Annotated in this window: 17 protein-coding genes; 1 reads left to right on the top strand and 16 read right to left on the bottom strand. The window is 71.2% G+C overall.

Annotated elements, in window-relative coordinates:
• Nucleotides 1–112: 112 nt before the first annotated feature.
• The 16 genes from R2E43_RS09110 to R2E43_RS09035 form a co-directional block, all read right to left on the bottom strand.
• Nucleotides 113–1,498: an MFS transporter gene (locus tag R2E43_RS09110; protein ID WP_332056099.1), complete on the bottom strand. Its 1,386-nt coding sequence runs from the start codon at nucleotides 1,496–1,498 to the stop codon at nucleotides 113–115.
• Between the two features lie 174 nt (nucleotides 1,499–1,672).
• Nucleotides 1,673–2,488 (bottom strand): IclR family transcriptional regulator, encoded by an 816-nt coding sequence (locus R2E43_RS09105; protein ID WP_229846770.1) that lies wholly within the window; start codon nucleotides 2,486–2,488, stop codon nucleotides 1,673–1,675.
• 47 nt (nucleotides 2,489–2,535) lie between these two features.
• A complete protein-coding gene (locus tag R2E43_RS09100) occupies nucleotides 2,536–2,985 on the bottom strand; it encodes a MarR family winged helix-turn-helix transcriptional regulator (protein WP_189557666.1) in 450 nt (149 codons plus the stop codon).
• Between the two features lie 96 nt (nucleotides 2,986–3,081).
• Nucleotides 3,082–3,948, bottom strand: a complete 867-nt coding sequence (locus R2E43_RS09095; protein WP_189557665.1) for a fumarylacetoacetate hydrolase family protein — start codon at nucleotides 3,946–3,948, stop codon at nucleotides 3,082–3,084.
• A 32-nt stretch (nucleotides 3,949–3,980) separates the two neighbouring features.
• The gene (locus R2E43_RS09090) at nucleotides 3,981–5,021 is read right to left on the bottom strand and encodes a cupin domain-containing protein (protein WP_189557664.1); all 1,041 of its coding nucleotides are present in this window, start codon (nucleotides 5,019–5,021) and stop codon (nucleotides 3,981–3,983) included.
• Between the two features lie 23 nt (nucleotides 5,022–5,044).
• Complete coding sequence (locus R2E43_RS09085) at nucleotides 5,045–6,259, bottom strand: FAD-dependent monooxygenase (protein WP_332056098.1); 1,215 nt, start codon at nucleotides 6,257–6,259, stop codon at nucleotides 5,045–5,047.
• Between the two features lie 155 nt (nucleotides 6,260–6,414).
• Nucleotides 6,415–7,065: a CoA transferase subunit B gene (locus tag R2E43_RS09080; RefSeq protein WP_332056097.1), complete on the bottom strand. Its 651-nt coding sequence runs from the start codon at nucleotides 7,063–7,065 to the stop codon at nucleotides 6,415–6,417.
• Nucleotides 7,062–7,817, bottom strand: coding sequence for a CoA transferase subunit A (locus tag R2E43_RS09075; protein WP_189557661.1), 756 nt, complete (start codon nucleotides 7,815–7,817; stop codon nucleotides 7,062–7,064). Before R2E43_RS09075 ends, R2E43_RS09080 begins: the two co-directional genes overlap by 4 nt.
• On the bottom strand, nucleotides 7,814–8,611 hold the full coding sequence (locus R2E43_RS09070; RefSeq protein WP_189557660.1) for an SDR family NAD(P)-dependent oxidoreductase: 798 nt from the start codon (nucleotides 8,609–8,611) through the stop codon (nucleotides 7,814–7,816). The genes R2E43_RS09075 and R2E43_RS09070 overlap by 4 nt, the downstream gene beginning before the upstream one ends.
• The gene (locus tag R2E43_RS09065) at nucleotides 8,608–9,360 is read right to left on the bottom strand and encodes an SDR family NAD(P)-dependent oxidoreductase (protein WP_189557659.1); all 753 of its coding nucleotides are present in this window, start codon (nucleotides 9,358–9,360) and stop codon (nucleotides 8,608–8,610) included. The genes R2E43_RS09070 and R2E43_RS09065 overlap by 4 nt, the downstream gene beginning before the upstream one ends.
• Nucleotides 9,357–10,328, bottom strand: coding sequence for a fumarylacetoacetate hydrolase family protein (locus tag R2E43_RS09060; RefSeq protein WP_189557658.1), 972 nt, complete (start codon nucleotides 10,326–10,328; stop codon nucleotides 9,357–9,359). The genes R2E43_RS09065 and R2E43_RS09060 overlap by 4 nt, the downstream gene beginning before the upstream one ends.
• A gap of 264 nt (nucleotides 10,329–10,592) precedes the next feature.
• Nucleotides 10,593–11,525 carry a VOC family protein gene (locus tag R2E43_RS09055; RefSeq protein ID WP_332056096.1) on the bottom strand — a complete coding sequence of 311 codons (933 nt, stop codon included), beginning with the start codon at nucleotides 11,523–11,525 and terminating at the stop codon, nucleotides 10,593–10,595.
• A gap of 5 nt (nucleotides 11,526–11,530) precedes the next feature.
• Nucleotides 11,531–12,529, bottom strand: coding sequence for an amidohydrolase family protein (locus R2E43_RS09050; protein WP_189558138.1), 999 nt, complete (start codon nucleotides 12,527–12,529; stop codon nucleotides 11,531–11,533).
• A gap of 35 nt (nucleotides 12,530–12,564) precedes the next feature.
• Entirely contained in the window at nucleotides 12,565–13,695 is a 1,131-nt protein-coding gene (locus tag R2E43_RS09045; protein ID WP_189557656.1) for an FAD-dependent oxidoreductase, read from the bottom strand.
• 23 nt (nucleotides 13,696–13,718) lie between these two features.
• Nucleotides 13,719–14,681, bottom strand: coding sequence for a cyclase family protein (locus R2E43_RS09040; protein WP_332056095.1), 963 nt, complete (start codon nucleotides 14,679–14,681; stop codon nucleotides 13,719–13,721).
• On the bottom strand, nucleotides 14,678–15,679 hold the full coding sequence (locus R2E43_RS09035) for a fumarylacetoacetate hydrolase family protein (RefSeq protein WP_189557654.1): 1,002 nt from the start codon (nucleotides 15,677–15,679) through the stop codon (nucleotides 14,678–14,680). The genes R2E43_RS09040 and R2E43_RS09035 overlap by 4 nt, the downstream gene beginning before the upstream one ends.
• A gap of 127 nt (nucleotides 15,680–15,806) precedes the next feature.
• Here R2E43_RS09035 and R2E43_RS09030 point away from each other — a divergent pair, with 127 nt between their 5' ends.
• Nucleotides 15,807–16,724: a LysR family transcriptional regulator gene (locus R2E43_RS09030; protein ID WP_189557653.1), complete on the top strand. Its 918-nt coding sequence runs from the start codon at nucleotides 15,807–15,809 to the stop codon at nucleotides 16,722–16,724.
• Nucleotides 16,725–16,805: the final 81 nt, after the last annotated feature.

The following is a 16,805-nucleotide window of genomic DNA, read 5'->3' as shown; positions in this document are numbered from 1 at the left end:
TCGGATGACGCTCGAAGCGGAAGTCTCTGCTGTGCCTCCGCAGGCGCTGCGAGCCGCTATCTTTGGCCCACGCTTTTGGAGCACGGGACTCGACCGCGCCACGTGATACCGGTCATAGGGGCGTCGATGTCCGCTCGGAGCCGCGCGCGACCTTTGCTGTCGGCTGTTCTGCACGCATGGCCAGCAGAAGCAAGCCGGCCGCGCAGAACACCGCACCCGTCGTGATGTACAGGGCCAGTGGTGTCCAGCCCGCGTCCAGCAGCCAGCCAGCCGTGGTGGGTGCGATGATGGCACCCACGCGGCCGACACTGATCGCCGCTCCCACACCTGTCGCCCGCAGCGGCGCCGGATAGACGCTCGGCGTCAGGGCGTAGAGGCCGGCGATGCAGCCGTTGACCGCGACTCCGATGACCGCTCCGATGCAGAAGGCCAGGACGAGTGTGTCGGTGGAGGCCGCGAAGGCCACGGCGAGTGCTGCGGACACGAAGAGGTAGGTACGCAGGACGCTGCCGAGCGCGTACCGCGCGGCCAGTGCGCCCAGGAGTGCGGTGCCGAAGACACCGCCCAGGTTGAGCAGCGTTCCGCCGGTCAGGCTCTGTGTCGCGGACATCCCGGCCTCCACGAGGAGAGTCGGCGTCCAGCTTGTGACGAAGTAGAAGGCGGCCATGACGAGGAAGAAGGCACCCCACAGCACCAGGGTGGGGCGGCGGAGATCCGGCGCCAGAAGGCGGCGGAACCCGCCTGCGGAGGTGAGCGTCGTCGGTTCCTTGTCCGGGAGCGTGGACAGGTGTGGCTGCCCCATGCGGCGGGCCAGCTCGTTGACACGGCTCAGGGCATTGGCGGGTCTCCTGCTGAGGAGGAAGTCGAGCGATTCCGGCAGGAGACGGAAGGCAAGGGGAATGACGGCCAGGGTGGCGAGTCCGCCGGCCAGGAACACCGAGCGCCAGCCGTAGCGGTCGATGAGGGCGACCGAAGAGACGCCGCCGATTGTCGCTCCCACGGCGTACCCGGTGGAGTTGAGGCTGACGGCCAGACCGCGCCAGCGGCGGGAGGCGAACTCACCGGCGATGACGTTGCTGCAGGCGAGAACGGCGCCGATGCCGACGCCTGTGAGCAGGCGCAGCGCCCCCAACTGCTGCCAGTTCTGACTGACCGAGGACAGCAGCATGCCCGCGGCTGCGAGGGCCAGGCCGGCCAGGATGACGGGGCGCCGGCCGATCCGGTCGGCCTGGGGAGCGATGAGCAGGGCGCCCAACGCCATGCCCGCCAGCCCGCTGCTCAGCAGCAGCCCGAGGGTACCGGCATCGAGGTGCCACTCGCCGGAGATCGTCTTCCCGGTGAAGGACATGACCAGCACGTCGAAGCCGTCAAGGGTGTTGAGCAGCACGCAGATGGCGATCGCACCCCACTGGAAGCGGCTCATGGGCCCGTCGTCCAGGGCCTGCGTGAGGCGGGCGGTCACCGGACGGCCTGCGGGGCGGTGGGGCGGTGGGGGCACTTCTCCATGGCAGCACTCCGTTGTCGACTGCGGGATGGCCGAACCGGCTCGTCGGCGCGCCGTGGGCGGCAGCCTCGGGTTCGGCAGTGGGAGCAGTCATGGTGCGAGCGGCGCTCTCGCGCGGCCAGGTGGTTTCCCGGATGCCGGGAAACAAGTGTGGCGGGCCGATGTCCTTCAGAGGTCGGGTGTGTCAAGAGCTCGCGAAATGGCGCGGCCGCATGAGCGGACCAGATCGGCGAGCGCTCCGACGGACGTGGACCCGTGCCGGACCACCGCGGAGACGGCTGCGGTCACCTCGCCGTCGTCGGTGGTGACGGGCGCGGCGACGGAGAGGGTGTCGGTGGACAGTTGCCGGTCGCTGACCGCGTAGCCGCACGTGCGTGCCTGGGCGAGGACCGCCCTGAGCCGGCCGCTGTCGGTGAGCGTGAACGGGGTGTGCCGGGGTATCGTCCGCGCGAGAGCTTCCTCCTGAACGGCTGCCGGTGCGTGAGCGAGCAGCACCAGTCCAGCCGCTGTCGTGGTGATGCCCAGCCGTCCTCCCACTCGTGTCAGCGTGGGCACGGCACAGCTCGGCGCGATGCGTTCGATGAAGACCACCTCGCTTGCGTCACGGACGGCGAGCTGGACGTTCTCACGGACGAGGGAGGAGAGGTCTTCCAGGTAGGGCAGTGCGCGCTCGCGCAGCCCTTGACTGCGCGGAGCCAAGGATGCGACCTCCCACAGCCGCAGCCCGATGCGGTAGCGGCCTTGCGCGTCGCGTTCCAGAGCGCCCCACACGAGCAGGTCACCCAGCATGCGGTGCACGGTGGACACGGGCAGACCTGATCGCCGGGCCAGCTCGCTCAGGGACAGGTGAGGACGTTGTGCGCTGAAGGCACCGAGGATGCGCAGAGCCCGGCCGATGACGGGCCCTGTTGCGGTGGCGGGCGGGGAACCGGATTCCTGCGGGGAAGGGGAGGAAGGCGCGCTGCGCAGGGTGTGACGGGTCAAGGCGTGAGTCCTTCCTCGCTACCTGGACGTCCCGCGCTTCACCGAGCTCACTGGCCGTCGCTGAGTGCCTCGGCGTCCAGCGACGCGATCTTGCGAAGGACGTCGACGGCCAGCTTGCGTTCGTCACCGGGAAGCGCCTCGAGCAGTTGCTCGTTGACGGCCTCGGCCGGACCGATCAGGGAGTCGAGCAGTTCGGCTCCCTGATCGGTGAGACTCAGCAAGGTCCGCCGACGGTCCTCCTCGTCGCGTACCTGACTGACGTAGTGCTGCTCGGTAAGCCGGCGGACGATGTGGTTGACCGTCGAACGGTCCAGTGAGGTGAAGCGCGCCAGGGTGCGTTGGTCGATGCCGGGGTCACGGCTGAGGGCGTTGAGGACGGCGAACTGCTGGGAGGTGATCTCCCTGGACACGTGCCGGTACCACAGGGCGGTGTGCACCTGTTCCGCGCGTCGGATCAGGTGTCCGACGTAGTTGTGCAGTTCCAGTGCGTGCGCCACAGTCTTCCGTCCGTCTGTCGCCGGGGTGGTGCCGGCCGGGTGCCGGCCGGTGGGGGGAGTCTACGAGTGCCGGCACCACCTGGCGGCGAGCGGCGGTCAGCGGCCGCGGTGGCCGGGGCGCTGGTCGTAGGGGGTGGCACGGGAGCCGTCGACACCGACCTCCAGGCGACCGACCTTCTCGATGTCCAGGACCACGCGGTCTCCGTGGCTGAGCGGTCCCACTCCGGCCGGGGTGCCGGTCGCGATCACGTCGCCCGGGTGCAGGGTCATGACGGAGGAGGTGTAGGCGATCAGTTCGCGGACGCCGAAGATGAGGTCCGTCGTGTTGGTGCGCTGCCGGGTGGTGCCGCCGACGTCGCAGCGCAGGTCGAGGGCGTCCGGGTCCGGGATCTCGTCGGCGGTCACGATCCAGGGGCCGAGCGGGGTGAACGTGTCGAAAGACTTGCGGGTGGAGCGGTCCTCGCCGGAGCGGACGGTGATGTCCAGGACGCAGGTGTAGCCGAAGACGTGGTCCAGGGCTTCGTCCGTGCTCACGTGCGAGGCAGTGCGGCCGATGACGACGCCCAGTTCGCCTTCCTGGTCGGTGCGCTTGTCGGAGTAGGGGAGGAGGATGTCCTGGCCCGGGCCGATGACGGAGGAGTTCGCCTTGAGGAACACACCGAGGTCGGCCACCGAGGTGGTGTACTCCATCTCGGCCTTGTGGTCGAGGTAGTTGACCGGCGCGCCGATGATCTTCCCGGGGCGGGGGAGCGGGGCCTCCAGGACCGCTTCGGCCAGGGGGATGCGGGGCCGGCCGGCTGCTTCGAAACGGGCCGTCTCCCCGTCGGCGACCGCCTCGACGTACCGCTGGAGCGCACCGACGGGGCCGGCGGTGTCGGCTCCGGCGACCTGGTCGGTCACGTCGACGAGGTCGTCACCGACGACGAGTCCGAGGCGTCCCTTGTTGAACAGTGCCAGACGCATGCTGGCCTCCTTGTGGGTGTCGGGTGGGAGGGTCAGGCGCCGGGGTCGGCGTCTTCGGTGCGGTAGAGGCCGAGGGAGCGCATGACCGGCTCGTCGCTGTAGGAGAAGAGGACGGCGTCCGCGGAGGCCGAGGTGTTGACGTGCCGGTAGGAGGCCCAGCCGGGGACGGCGAAGGTGTCGTGCTCGGACCACTCCAGCCGCTCGCCGTCGACGATCGTGGCACCCTCGCCGCGGACGACGTTGAAGATGGTCGAGGCCGTGTGGCGGCGGCCGGCTCCCTCGAAGCCGGGGCGCAGCCGCTGGACGCGGCAGCCGATGGTGGGCATGACCGGTCCCCCGGTCCAGGGGTTGGTGTACTCCAGGACGACACCGTCGACGTCGCTGCCGTCGGCCGTGTCGGCGACGGCGTCCAGAGCGCGCTCCGTCTCCTGCCAGGTGTACCGGGTGACGGGGGAGTTGGGGCCCTCCTGGGTGAGCCAGGCGGGCGTGAGCCGGCCGTGCAGGAACTGGCGGCTGCCGGCGTCGTCGGGCTTGGTCACGGCCTGGAGCCGCTGCGGGTACTGCTCGTAGAAGCCGGCTTCCAGGGCGTTGACCAGGGGGTAGTCGAGGGCGTCGAGCCAGATCATCGGCGCGTCACCTCGGTGGGTGTGGTCGTGCCAGTGCCAGCCGGGAGTGAGCAGGAGGTCGCCGGGGGCCATGAAGACCCGCTCGCCGTTGACGGTGGTCCAGGCACCGTCGCCTTCCAGGATGAAGCGGAAGGCATTGGAGGTGTGCCGGTGTGCCTGTGCGGTCTCGCCGGGCAGGATGATCTGGAGGCCCGCGTAGAGGGTGTTGACCGTGGCCGGGGGGTCGGTCAGGCCGGGGTTGACGAGCATGAGGACCCGTCGTTCGGCCTCCTCCAGAGACAGAGTCTTGGAGAAGTGCAGCAGATGCGGGCGGAGTTCACGCCAGTCCCAGCGGTAGGGGACGGCGCGGCTCTTGGGCTGGGCGGGGAACAGGTTGCCGTAGAAGCGCCACAGCGGGGCGGCTCCCAGGCCCTCCAGGGCCTTGTAGGCGAGTTCGTCGGTTGTCATAGTGTCCTCCTACGCGAGCCGGATCACAGGGCGGGAGCAGGTGCGGGGGTGGGGGTCCACACCCAGGAGATGTCGTCGAACGCCTCGGGGCCGCGCGACGAGAGGAGCATGTTGCGCAGGGTGGCTCCCATGCCTTCGAGGTGGCAGATCTCGCCGAAGCGGCGGGCGTTGATCTGGATGAGAGTCGCCCGTTCCCGACGCCGGTCCGCGTATGCGGCGAAGGCTTCGGCGGGGTCCGCGCTCCGGCCGAGAGCCTGGCCGAGCGCCACGGCGTCCTCCAGTGCCTGGCAGGCGCCCTGCGCGAGGTACTGGAGCATGGGGTGGGCGGCGTCTCCGAGCAGCGCGATCCGCCCGTGCACCCAGGTGCTGATCGGGGCACGGTCGTACAGCGGCCAGCGCCGGTCGCGGGAGACGAGCGGCAGCGCGTCGCGCACGGCCCGGCAGGCGCCGGCGAAGCGCTCCTCCAGCTCGGCCTCGGTGCCCCAGTCGTCGGAATCCGGCGTGTAGTGGTCGCTCTCGAACACGGCGACCTGGTTGTACAGCTCGCCGCGACGTACGGGGTACTGCACCAGGTGCATGCGCGGCCCGGTCCACACCATCACCGCTTCCGAGGCGGCGTGCTGGGACATCCGGCCGGTCATCTTCCCGGTGGGCAGGGCGCCGCGGAAGGCGACGTAGCGCGAGCAGACCGGTTCCCCGTCACCGACCAGTACCTGGCGCAGCCGGGAGTGCAGTCCGTCCGCGGCGACGACCGCGTCGGCCGTCAGCGGGGCGTGGCCCTCCGCGAAGTGCAGGTGTACCCCGGATCCGTCCTGGTCTGCCTCGGCGACGGTGTGTCCCGTGCGCAGCGTGACGGCCGGGTGCTCCTGACAGGCGGTCAGCAGTGCGGCGTGCAGGTCGGTGCGGTGGGTGACCAGGTACGGGTGCGCGAAACGGTCGGTGTAGGCCGAGCTGCGCAGATCGAGGGAGGTGACCTCGTCACCGGTCAGGGCATCCATCATGACCAGCCGGGGCGGGGCTACCGCGGATGCCCGGACGGCCGGCAGTACGCCGAGTTCGTCGAGGGCTAGGGAGGCGTTCGGGGCGAGCTGCAGGCCGGCCCCGATCTCGCCGAAGCGGGCGGCCCGCTCCACGAGCGTCACGCGATGGCCGGCGCGGGCAGTCGCCAGCGCGGCGGCCAGTCCGCCGATGCCGCCTCCGACTACGGCGATGTGGAGTGGAGAGGTGAGGACGGGCATCTGGCCTCCAAAAGTCAGCTCGGGAGGACATCGGGAGCGGAGGCGGTCAGACCCGGCCTCCGATGGTCCGTACACCAATCATTGGTGTACGGAATATATTCCGAGAGTGTTTCCCCCGTGTCAATGGATCGTGGAGAAACTCTTCCGACCGCCGGTCAGCACGCGGCGGAGACACTGTCCACCTTCAGGGCGGTGCCGGTGCGGGCGGTGATGTCCTCGACGGTGACGCCGGGTGCGGTTTCGACCAGGGCGAGGCCCTGGGGGGTGACATCGAGAACGCCGAGGTCGGTGATGATCCGGTGGACGCACTGCTCGCCGGTGAGGGGGAGGGCGCACTCGTCGACGATCTTGGGGGTGCCGTCCTTGGCGGTGTGTTCCATGAGGACGATGACGCGGCGTGCGCCGTGGACGAGGTCCATGGCACCGCCCATGCCCTTGACCATCTTGCCGGGGATCATCCAGTTGGCGAGGCCGCCGCGGGCGGAGACCTGCATGGCGCCGAGGACGGCGGTGTCGATGTGACCGCCGCGGATCATGCCGAAGGAGAGCGCGGAGTCGAAGAAGGAGGCGCCCGGCAGGACGGTGACCGTTTCCTTGCCGGCGTTGATCAGGTCGGGGTCGACTTCGTCCTCGGTGGGGTAGGGGCCGGTGCCGAGGATGCCGTTCTCGGAGTGCAGGACGACGTGGACGCCGCGTGGGAGGTGTCCGGGGATCAGGGTGGGCAGGCCGATGCCCAGGTTGACGTAGGAGCCGTCGGTGAGTTCGGCGGCGGCGCGGGCGGCCATCTGCTCGCGGGTCCAGCTCATGGACGTACGGTCCTCTTCTCTATGGGCTTGTCGGCGGCCTGGCCCGCGGTGAGCGCCACGACCCGCTGAACGTAGATCCCGGGCACGTGGACCTCATCGGGTCGGAGCGCGCCCGGTTCGACGAGTTCCTCGACCTCGGCGACGGTGACGCGGCCGGCCATGGCGGCGAGGGGGTTGAAGTTGGCGGCGGCCCGGCGGAAGACGAGATTGCCGTGGTGGTCGCCGCGCCAGGCCCGGACGAGGGCGAAGTCGGTGGTGATGCCGTGTTCCAGGACGTACGGGCGGCCGGCGAAGTCGCGTGTCTCCTTGGGCGGGGAGGCGACGGCCACGGTGCCGTCGGGCGCGTAGCGCCACGGCAGCCCGCCGTTCGCGACCTGGGTGCCGACGCCGGCCGGGGTGTAGAAGGCGGGGATGCCCGCGCCGCCGGCGCGCAGCCGCTCGGCGAGGGTGCCCTGCGGGGTCAGTTCCACTTCCAGTTCGCCGCCGAGGTACTGGCGGGCGAACTCCTTGTTCTCACCGACGTAGGAGCCGGTCACTCGGGCGATACGGCCCGCGGAGAGCAGGATGCCGAGTCCCCGGCCGTCGACGCCGCAGTTGTTCGAGACGACTTTCAGGCCGTTCGTGCCCCGTTCGTACAGGGCGCGGACCAGGACTTCGGGGACGCCGCTGAGGCCGAAGCCGCCGACGGCGAGCGAAGCGCCGTCGGGGATGTCGGCGACCGCTTCGGCGGCGTCGGCGCGGACCTTGTTCACGTGCGGACTGCCTTTCGGTTCGGGGCGCCGGGCAGGACGGTGGACCAGCCGCCGTCCACGACCAGGTTGGCGCCGGTGATGTAGGCGGCCTCGTCGGAGGCCAGGAAGACGGCCGCGTTGACGACGTCGTCGGGGTGGCCCAGCCGCCCGAGGGGGATGTGGCCGGAGATGTCGCTCATCGGGTGGTCGTCGGCGAGCAGGTTGTCGCGCGAGCCCTCGGTGTCGATCATCCCGGGGCTCACGCAGTTCACCCGGACGCCGTGCGGTGCTCCCTCGGCGGCGAGTTGGCGGGTGAGCGCGATGACGGCGCCCTTCGACGCCGAATGGGCCGTCCGGTGGTTGGTGAGGGAACCGGTGAGTCCCGCGGTCGAGCCGACGGTCAGGACGCAGCCGCGGCTGCGCACCAGGTGCGGCCAGGCCGCCCGCACGGTCAGCCACACCGAGTCCAGCTCGGCCCGCATGGTGAACGCGAAGTCCTTGTACGGCTGGCTGTCGATCGGGCCGAACCGCACGGCGCCCGCGTTGGCATACACGATGTCGACGCCGCCGAACGCGTCCACCGCCTCGTCCACCCAGGCACGGACGGACTGCTCGTCGGTGACGTCGAGCGGGCCGGGGGTGAGGGCGGTGCCGCCCTCGCGGGCGATGAGGCGCTGGGTCTCGACGGCTTCCTCGTGCAGCAGGTCACTGCCGACCACGAGGGCGCCCTCGGCGGCGAACCGCAGCGCGGCGGCCCGGCCCTGGCCGCGCGCGGTCCCGGAGATCAGCGCCACCTTGCCTTCCAGCCGCTTCACCGCGCTCCCTCCCGCAGGGCGTCGGAGACGGACTTGACGCCGCCGTGCGCGGTCATGCCGCCGTCCACCGGGATCTCCGCGCCGCTGATGAACGACGCGTCGTCGGACAGCAGGAACACGACCAGCGGCGCCACCTCGCCGACGGAGCCGGTGCGGCCCAGCGGAGTCTCCTTGATGTTGGCCTCGCGGAAGGCGGGCGCGGCGGAGGCGGTCATCTCCGTCTCGATGTAGCCGGGGTGGATCGTGTTGACGCGGATGCCGCGCGGGCCCAGCTCCAGGGCGGCGGTCTTCGACAGGCCGCGCAGCGCCCACTTGCTGGTCGTGTAGGCGACCGGGTAGTGCGCGGTGAGGGCCGCCGAGGAGCCGACGTTGACGACCGAGGAACCGGGCGGCATGAGCGGGGCAAGGTGCTGGATGCCGAGCAGCGGGCCGGTGACGTTGACCGCGTGGACGCGGGTCATGTCCTCGGGGCGTACGTCGCCGACGCGGGCTCGCCAGGTGATGCCGGCGTTGTTGACGAGGCCGTGCACCTGCCCGTACGCCTCGCGCAGCTCGGCGGCGAGTGCGGCCCAGTCCTGCTCGCGGGTGACGTCCAGGCGCCGGCAGCCCGGCGCTTCGACGGCGTCGGTGGCGATGACCCGGGCCCCCTCGCGGGTGAGGGCCTCGGCCTCGGCGGCGCCCTGTCCGCGTGCGGCGCCGGTGACGACGACGACCTTGCCGAGCAGCCTCTTGGGGTGCAGGTCGCTCACGGCCGCTCCCGGGAGCGGCGCCGGCCGACGGGCAGCGGGACGGGCTCGACGCCGGGGACGACGGTGTTGGTGAGGGTGCCGATGCCCTCGACGGTGAGGGTGACGGTGTCGCCGGGCTTCAGCGGGGGTGGGGTCTGCTCGCCGCGCAGGCCCCAGAGTTCGGCGAGGCAGCCGCCGTTGCCGCAGGTGCCCGAGCCGAGGACGTCACCGGGGACGACGCGGGTGCCGCGGGAGGCGTAGGCGGTCATCTCCTCGAACGTCCAGCTCATGTTGGACAGCAGGTCCTCGCCGAGCTTCTCGCCGTTGACCTCGGCGGTCAGGGCCAGGCGCAGGAATCCTTCGCGGTCCCGGTACGGCTCCAGCTCGTCCGCGGTGACCAGGTACGGGCCGAGGGTGGTGGCGGTGTCCTTGCCCTTGCACGGGCCGAGGCCCACCCTCATCTCCGCGCCCTGGAGGTCCCGCGCGGACCAGTCGTTGAAGACGGTGTAGCCGACGATGTGGTCGCGGGCCTGTTCGGCGGTGAGGTCGCGGCCCTCCCGACCGACCACGGCGCCCACTTCGAGTTCGAAGTCGAGCACGGCCGAACCGGGGGGTACGGGGATGCCGTCCCCGGGGCCGTAGATCGCGTGCGGATTGGTGAAGTAGAAGGTCGGGGCCGCGTACCACTGCTCGGGGACGCCGCCGGTGCCCTCCACGGACCGGCGCACCCCTTCCACGTGCTCCTCGAAGGTCACGAAGTCCCGTACGGACGCGGGCTGCAGCGGAGGCAGCAACCGGACCTGGGAGACATGCGGGCCCGGGGGGACGTCCAGGGCCGCGGCGCCGGCGGCGAGCAACCCGGGGAGCCCGTCGGTCCGCTGGATCAGTGCGGTGAGCGAGGTGACGCCCGGCAGGGGGAAGAGGGTGCCGTCCTCTTCCACGACGGCCACCCGGTGGTGGTGTCGGTGTTCGTATGCGGCGAAACGCATGGTGCGGCTCCAGCGGAGTGTGATCAGGAGAGTGGGATGCGCATGAGGTGGTGGCCCACGGTGAGGCGGCCCCGGTAGTCGGCCGCGCCGCCGGCCCGCGACGGGACAGCGGGGTCGAGTGAGGGGCCATCGGGGCGGTTCCTTCGATCGTCGTTGATGCGGGAGCCGTGGGGGGTGAGGAAGGGGGACAGCGGGGCCGGGGACGTGGCGGCGGGAATCAGGGCGTGGACACCGCCGCCGCGTCCCCGGTGCGCGGGGAGCGGATCAGACCGGCGGGGCGACGAACACGCCGCGGTCGGGGTCGTTGAACGATTCCTTGGCGACGAGTTCGTTCATGGGGTTGGCGGTGCCCCACTGGTCGGTGACCTCGGGCTGGGAGAAGTCGTAGACGTGGGGGTGCCAGGTGTCCTCGTCCAGGTTCTCCAACTCGGTGGTGTACTCGACGGTGTTGCCGTGCGGGTCGAGGAAGTACGTGAAGGTGTTGTCGCCCGCCATGTGCCGGCCGGGCCCCCAGATCTTCTTGAAGCCGGCCCGGATGACACGGCCGGAGCCGCGCATGTATTCGTCGATGCCGCGCATCTCGAAGGAGATGTGGTGCAGGGCGGTGTGCGGGCCCTTCGCCAGGGCCATGGAGTGGTGCTGGCTGCTGATCCGCATGAAGTGCATGACCTCGCCCATGTGCGGCGAGCTGAGCGTGTCCGACAGGGCGAAGCCGAGGTGGCGCTCGTACCACTCGCGGGTGCGGTTCAGGTCGGGGGAGTTGAGGACGACGTGGGAGAGCTTGACCGGGATCGCCTCCTTCTCCTCGATCCTGCGGTGCTGCCTGACCTCGACGTCGGCGGACACCTCGATGGTGCGGCCGTCGACGTCGAAGAAGCGGAAGCCGTAGCCGCCGCCGGGGGTGTCGACCTTGCCCGGCCGGGAGATCAACTGCACGCCGCCCGCGAGCAGTCGCTCGGCGAGGGTGTCGACGTCCGCGGGGGACGCGGCGCCGTAGGAGACGAGGTCGAGGCGCTTCTCCTCGGCCCGGCGCAGCCGCACGACGTACTGCTCCGGGGAGCCCTCGGCGGCCAGGAAGGAGATGCCGGAGTCCTCGGCGACCTTGGTCAGGCCCCAGACGCCGGCGTAGAAGTCGAGCTGCTTGTCGTAGTCGGGCACGGCGAGGTCGACGTGCCGCAGGTGGGTGAGCAGACGCATGGCGGTCAGTCCTTCCGGAGGAGGGCGGCGGCGTTGCCGCCCCGGACGGCTCGGAAGTCGGCGTCGGACAGGCGCGCGGCGCGCAGGGCGCCGACCGGGTCCTCGGTGCCCATGTCGAAGGGGAAGTCGGAGCCGAGCAGCACCCGGTCGGCGCCGGCCACCCGGATCAGCTCGCGCAGCACGTGCGGGTCGTGGACCAGCGAGTCGAAGTACAGCCGCTTCAGGTAGCTGCTGGGCAGCTGCGCGCAGCCGGCGCCCGCGTCGGAGCGTGCCGACCAGGCGTGGTCGGAGCGGCCGATGTGGGTGGGCAGGTAGCCGCCGCCGTGCGCCGCGATCAGCGTCAGCTCCGGGTGGCGGTCGAGCACTCCCGAGAAGATCAGGTGGGACAGCGCGACGGCGTTCTCGGTGGGCTGTCCGACCGTGTTGGACAGGTACCACCGGTCCAGTCGCTCGTCCAGAGTGCAGCCGAAGGGGTGCAGGAAGACGAGCGCGCCGGTCTCTTCGGCCCGGGTCCAGAAGGGCTCGTAGGCCGGGTCGGACAGCTCGCGTCCTGGGGCGTGGCTGGAGATCTCCACCCCGGCCAGGCCCTGCTCCAGGGCGTGGTCCAGGGCCCGGACCGCCTGCTCCGGGTGCTGGAGCGGGGCCAGGCCGAGTCCGCGCAGTCGGTCGGGGGCGGCTGCACAGTGTGCGGCCGTGGCCTCGTTGGCGAGCCGGTACAGCTTCTCGGCGGTGTCCTTGTCGGCCCAGTAGTGGTAGTGCGAGGGCGAGGGGCAGACCAGTTGGACGTCGACGCCCTGGGCGTCCATCGCGGCCAGGCGCACGGCGGGGTCGGTCAGGCGGGGGATGCGCTCGCGCACCATGGGGCCGCTGACGGCGAGGGCGGCGGGGCCGTTGCGCCGGGCGTCCAGTTCCTTGGCCTCGGCGTGGCCGGGCAGGCCGGCGACGAGCGCCTCGACCTCGGGCAGCAGGACGTGGGCGTGCACGTCCACGGTGGGCGTGTTCACGGCGGTGGCGTTCACGAGAGCCGTGTTCTCGGCGGTCACGGCAACTCCCGGAGCATGGTCATGGTGCGGCCCATCAGGCCGGGCACATCCGCGTCGCGCACCCCGTCGAGCTGCCACTGCCCGATCTGTACGGACGCCTCCACGACCGGGCGGACGCGGGTGATCCGCCGCTCGTAGTACGCCTGGAACAGCGCGTCGTCCCAGTCGTCGGTCCCGGTCAGCATCTGCGCGAGCACCCAGGCGTCCTCCAGGGACAGTGCGGCGCCCTGGGCGAGGGTGGGCGGGCAGCAGTGTGCGGCGTCGCCGACGAGGACGACCCGGCCGCGGTGCCAGGAGCCCTCGACCAACAGCCGGTCGAACCAGGTGTAGTTGACCTTCGCCGGGTCGGTGATGTGCTCGGTGATCTCCGGCCAGTGGCCGCCGTAGGAGGAGGCCAGGCGCCGCATCTCGTCGGCGTACGACTCCGGCGGGATCGACGCGCGGTCACGGTTGGCCTCGACGACGTACGCGTACAGGGTGGTCTCGCTGGTGGGGCAGTAGCCGGCGATGTAGGCCGGGCCGCCGTAGGCGAGGTCGGTACGGGTGACGCCGGCCGGGCGCGGGGCGGCGATGCGCCAGATGGCCATGCCGGTCGGTTCCGGCTTGTCCGTGATGCCGATCGCGGCGCGGGTGCGGGAGCCGAGGCCGTCGGCGGCGACCACGAGGTCGTAGCGGTGCTCGGTGCCGTCGGAGAGGCGCACGGAGACGCCGTCGGCGTCCTGGTCCAGGATCTCGGCGGTGGTGCCGACGCGGACGGTGGCGCCGCCGGCGCGCACGGCGTCGATGAGGATCTGCTGGAGCCGGGGGCGCTGCATGCCGACGGTGGCGGGCAGGTCGTCGCCGCCGGTGCGCAGGTCGTCGTGGGCGTGCAGGACGGTGCCGTCGGGGGCGGTGATGCCGACGGAGCCGAAGCCGAAGCCGGACGCCTCCACCTGCTCCCAGACGCCGAGTTCACGCAGGACGCGCAGGGCGTTGCCCTGGAGGGTGATGCCGGAGCCGGCGGTGGCGTTCCAGTCGTCCTTGGCCTCGACCAGGTCCACGGTGATGCCGGCGCGGCGGAGCAGGATCGTGACGGCATTGCCGGCCGCGCCCCCGCCGATCACCAGGACTTTACGGGCTTTGCTCATGGGGAACTCCCTTGTTCCGCTGGTTACTTGACGGCGATCGGGTTGACGGGTGAGCCGACGGCCCCGGTGATGGGCAGGGGTGCGGCGGTGAGCCAGAAGGCGTACTCCCCGTCGGTCGCGCAGTCCTCGGCCAGGGCGTCCAAGTCCCACATCTCGCCGATCAGCAGGCCGATGTGGGGGATGGCGACCTGGTGCAGCGGCTGGAAGGCGTGCTCGAACTCATTCGGGCGGACCTCGAAGCCCCAGGTGTCGGTGGCGATCGCGGCGATCTCGCTGCCGTGCAGCCAGCCCGCCGTGGTGAACGACAGCCCGGGCGCGGGCCCGCCGGCGTAGTCACCCCATCCGTCGCGGCGCACCCGGGCGAGCTGGCCGGTGCGGACGAGGACGATGTCGCCGCGCCCCACCCGCACACCGTGCGCCTCGGCGGTCGCGGCCAGGTGCTCCTCGGTGATCGCGAAGCCGTCCGGCAGCTCACCGTCCTCACCGACGACCCGGCCGACGTCCAGGAGCACTCCGCGTCCGGCGACGTGCGGGGCCATGTGCTCGATGCCGGTGACCTGGTCGCCGTCGGAGGTGACGACCTGCTCGGCCGGGCGCCCGTTCCACGCCTTGCCGTGGTCGAAGATGTGGCCGAGCCCGTCCCACTGGGTGGAGCACTGCAGCGGCATCGCTATGACGTCGTCGGCGCCGCCGATGCCGTGCGGCAGGCCCTGGTTGCCGAGGGCCGCGTCCGTGCCGGTGTCCAGCATGGTGTGCACCGGATTGGTGCGCTTGCGCCAGCCCTTCTGCGGGCCGTCGATGTCGAAGCGCTGGGACAGGGAGAAACTAGTACCCCGCCGTATCAGGGCGGCGCCCTCGCGGCGCTTGGCCTCGTCGAGGAAGTTGAGCGTGCCGAGCACGTCGTCCTCGCCCCAGCGGTTCCAGTTGGAGCACGCCTTCGCGGTCCGGGCGATCGAGCCCTCGGGGTCGGTGCGGTCCAGCGTCATCGGGCCGCCTCCGCCACGCATCGCGTGCGCTGGGCACCGAGCCCGGTGATGGAACCGTCCATGACGTCACCGTCGCGCAGCAGCCGGCCCCAGTGCATGCCGTTGCCCGCCGGGGAGCCGGTGAGTACCAGGTCACCGGGCAGGAGGTGGGCGGTCTGCGAGGCGTAGGAGACCATCCGCGCCACGTCGAAGATCATGTCCTTGGTCGACTCGTCCTGCATGGTCTCGCCGTTGAGCTTCAGGGTGAGGCGCAGGTCGCCCGTGTCCGCGATCGACGCGGTGGGCACGATCCAGGGGCCCAGCGGGGTGAACCCGGGGGCGTTCTTGCTGCGCAGCCAGTCGGTCCCGATCTGCGGCATGTCCCGGCGGAAGACGGTGGCCCGGTCGGTCAGGTCGTTGGCGATCGTGTAGCCCGCGACGTGGCCCAGGGCCTCCTCGACGGACACCTGGTAGGCCGGGCGGCCGATCACCGCGGCCAGTTCCAGCTCCCAGTCGGGCTTCTTCGCCCAGGACGGCAGCACGACGTCGTCGTAGGGACCGGTGATCGCGCTCGGCAGCCCGATGAACACGTACGGCAGATCCTCGGCGGCCCGCCGGTCCATGATCTCGGCTGCCTCCGCGCGCCGCTCCGCCTCCGGCCGGTCGTCACCGGGCGCGCGGTGCGCGACGTGCAGGTCGATGACGTGCTGCCGGTAGTTGGCGCCGGACTGGAACACCTGGCGCGGCTCGACCGGTGCGTGCACCCGGAAGTCCGCCAGGGGCGCGCGTCGTGGCGCGCTGTCGCCAGCCAGGGCCGTCAACCGGGGCAGCACCGCCTCCCAGTCGTCCAGGAGGTCCCGCACGCTCAGGTCGGCGTCGTCCAGGGCGTCCCGCAGGTCGATCACCTGGGCGTCGAAGGTGACGAGAGCGGGGAAGGCGGCCCCGTCGAGGGCCGAAAGGGTGGCGAGGGCGAAGGGTCCGGCGAAGAGGGCGGACGCGGCTTCAGGTTTCACGGACATGTCCTCCTGATTGCGATGGCACTAATCTGGACTCGCCACCCGCGATCAGGGAAATAGATTCCGTGGATGACAGTCATCCATGAGTCAAATTTCCGCAGGTCACCGCCGAACAACGAGAAAAGCCGCCGTGAATCTCAGTCGCCTGGACCTCAACCTCGTCGTCGCCCTGCGCGCTCTCCTCGAAGAGCGCAACGTCACCCGCGCCGGACAGCGCGTCGGCCTCAGCCAGCCGGCGATGAGCGCGGCGCTCTCCCGCCTGCGCAGGCACTTCGACGACGACCTGCTGGCCCGGGTCGGCGGCCACTACGAACTCACCGCCCTCGGGCAGGTCCTCCTCGACCGCGCGTCCACCGCCTACGACCTGCTGGAACGGCTCTTCGCCAGCCAGGCGGACTTCGACCCGGCCAAGGAGAGCCGTGAGTTCAAGCTCGTGGCGTCCGACTACGCGGTCGCCGTCTTCGGCGCCGAACTCGCCCGGGTCGTGCATCAGGAGGCCCCCGGCATCCGCCTGCGGTTCGCCCAGACGCCGACCACCGTGGTGGACGCCACGGACACCCTGCTGAGCACCACCGACGGCCTGCTCATGCCGCACGGCGTCATCAGCGACTTCCCCGCCACCGACCTCTACCAGGACCGTTGGGTCTTCCTCGTCGCCGAGGATCACCCGAGCGTCGACGACCGGCTGACCCGGGAAGACCTGGCCCGGCTGCCCTGGGTCACCTACCAGCGCACCTACGACGCCCCGGCCGTCCGACAGCTCGGCATGCTGGGCATCGAGCCCCGTGTCGAGGTCTCCGTCGACAGCTTCCAGATCATGCCGCTGCTGGTCAGCGGAACCCGGCGTATCGCCCTGATCCAGGCCCGCCTCGCCCGGCTCCTCGCGCCGCTCGCCGCCGTGCGTGTGGTGGAGCCGCCCTACGAGGCGGTGCCGCTGCGGGAGGCGTTGTGGTGGCACCCCGTGCACACCCACGACGCGGCCCACATCTGGCTGCGGGAGACCGCCGCCCGGGTCGGCAGGCGGATGGCCGACGAGCCCGGGGGGTGAGCGAGGCCCCGCACGTGAACGGAGGACCTCATCCACGTCACGGATGGAATCCATCCGTAACGTGAATGACGGTGGGGGTGG

Source organism: Streptomyces violaceoruber (genome assembly GCF_033406955.1).
Taxonomy (GTDB): Bacteria; Actinomycetota; Actinomycetes; order Streptomycetales; family Streptomycetaceae; genus Streptomyces; species Streptomyces violaceoruber.
This window is presented reverse-complemented; position numbering and strand designations above follow the sequence as displayed.

Coding starts and splice junctions, on each gene's coding strand:
- R2E43_RS09035 (WP_189557654.1), bottom strand. CDS start 15,679: ATGTCCGTGAAACCTGAAGCCGCGTCCGCCCTCTTCGCCGGACCCTTC.
- R2E43_RS09060 (WP_189557658.1), bottom strand. CDS start 10,328: ATGCGTTTCGCCGCATACGAACACCGACACCACCACCGGGTGGCCGTC.
- R2E43_RS09090 (WP_189557664.1), bottom strand. CDS start 5,021: ATGACAACCGACGAACTCGCCTACAAGGCCCTGGAGGGCCTGGGAGCC.
- R2E43_RS09080 (WP_332056097.1), bottom strand. CDS start 7,065: ATGAGCTGGACCCGCGAGCAGATGGCCGCCCGCGCCGCCGCCGAACTC.
- R2E43_RS09085 (WP_332056098.1), bottom strand. CDS start 6,259: ATGCCCGTCCTCACCTCTCCACTCCACATCGCCGTAGTCGGAGGCGGC.
- R2E43_RS09045 (WP_189557656.1), bottom strand. CDS start 13,695: ATGAGCAAAGCCCGTAAAGTCCTGGTGATCGGCGGGGGCGCGGCCGGC.
- R2E43_RS09095 (WP_189557665.1), bottom strand. CDS start 3,948: ATGCGTCTGGCACTGTTCAACAAGGGACGCCTCGGACTCGTCGTCGGT.
- R2E43_RS09055 (WP_332056096.1), bottom strand. CDS start 11,525: ATGCGTCTGCTCACCCACCTGCGGCACGTCGACCTCGCCGTGCCCGAC.
- R2E43_RS09040 (WP_332056095.1), bottom strand. CDS start 14,681: ATGACGCTGGACCGCACCGACCCCGAGGGCTCGATCGCCCGGACCGCG.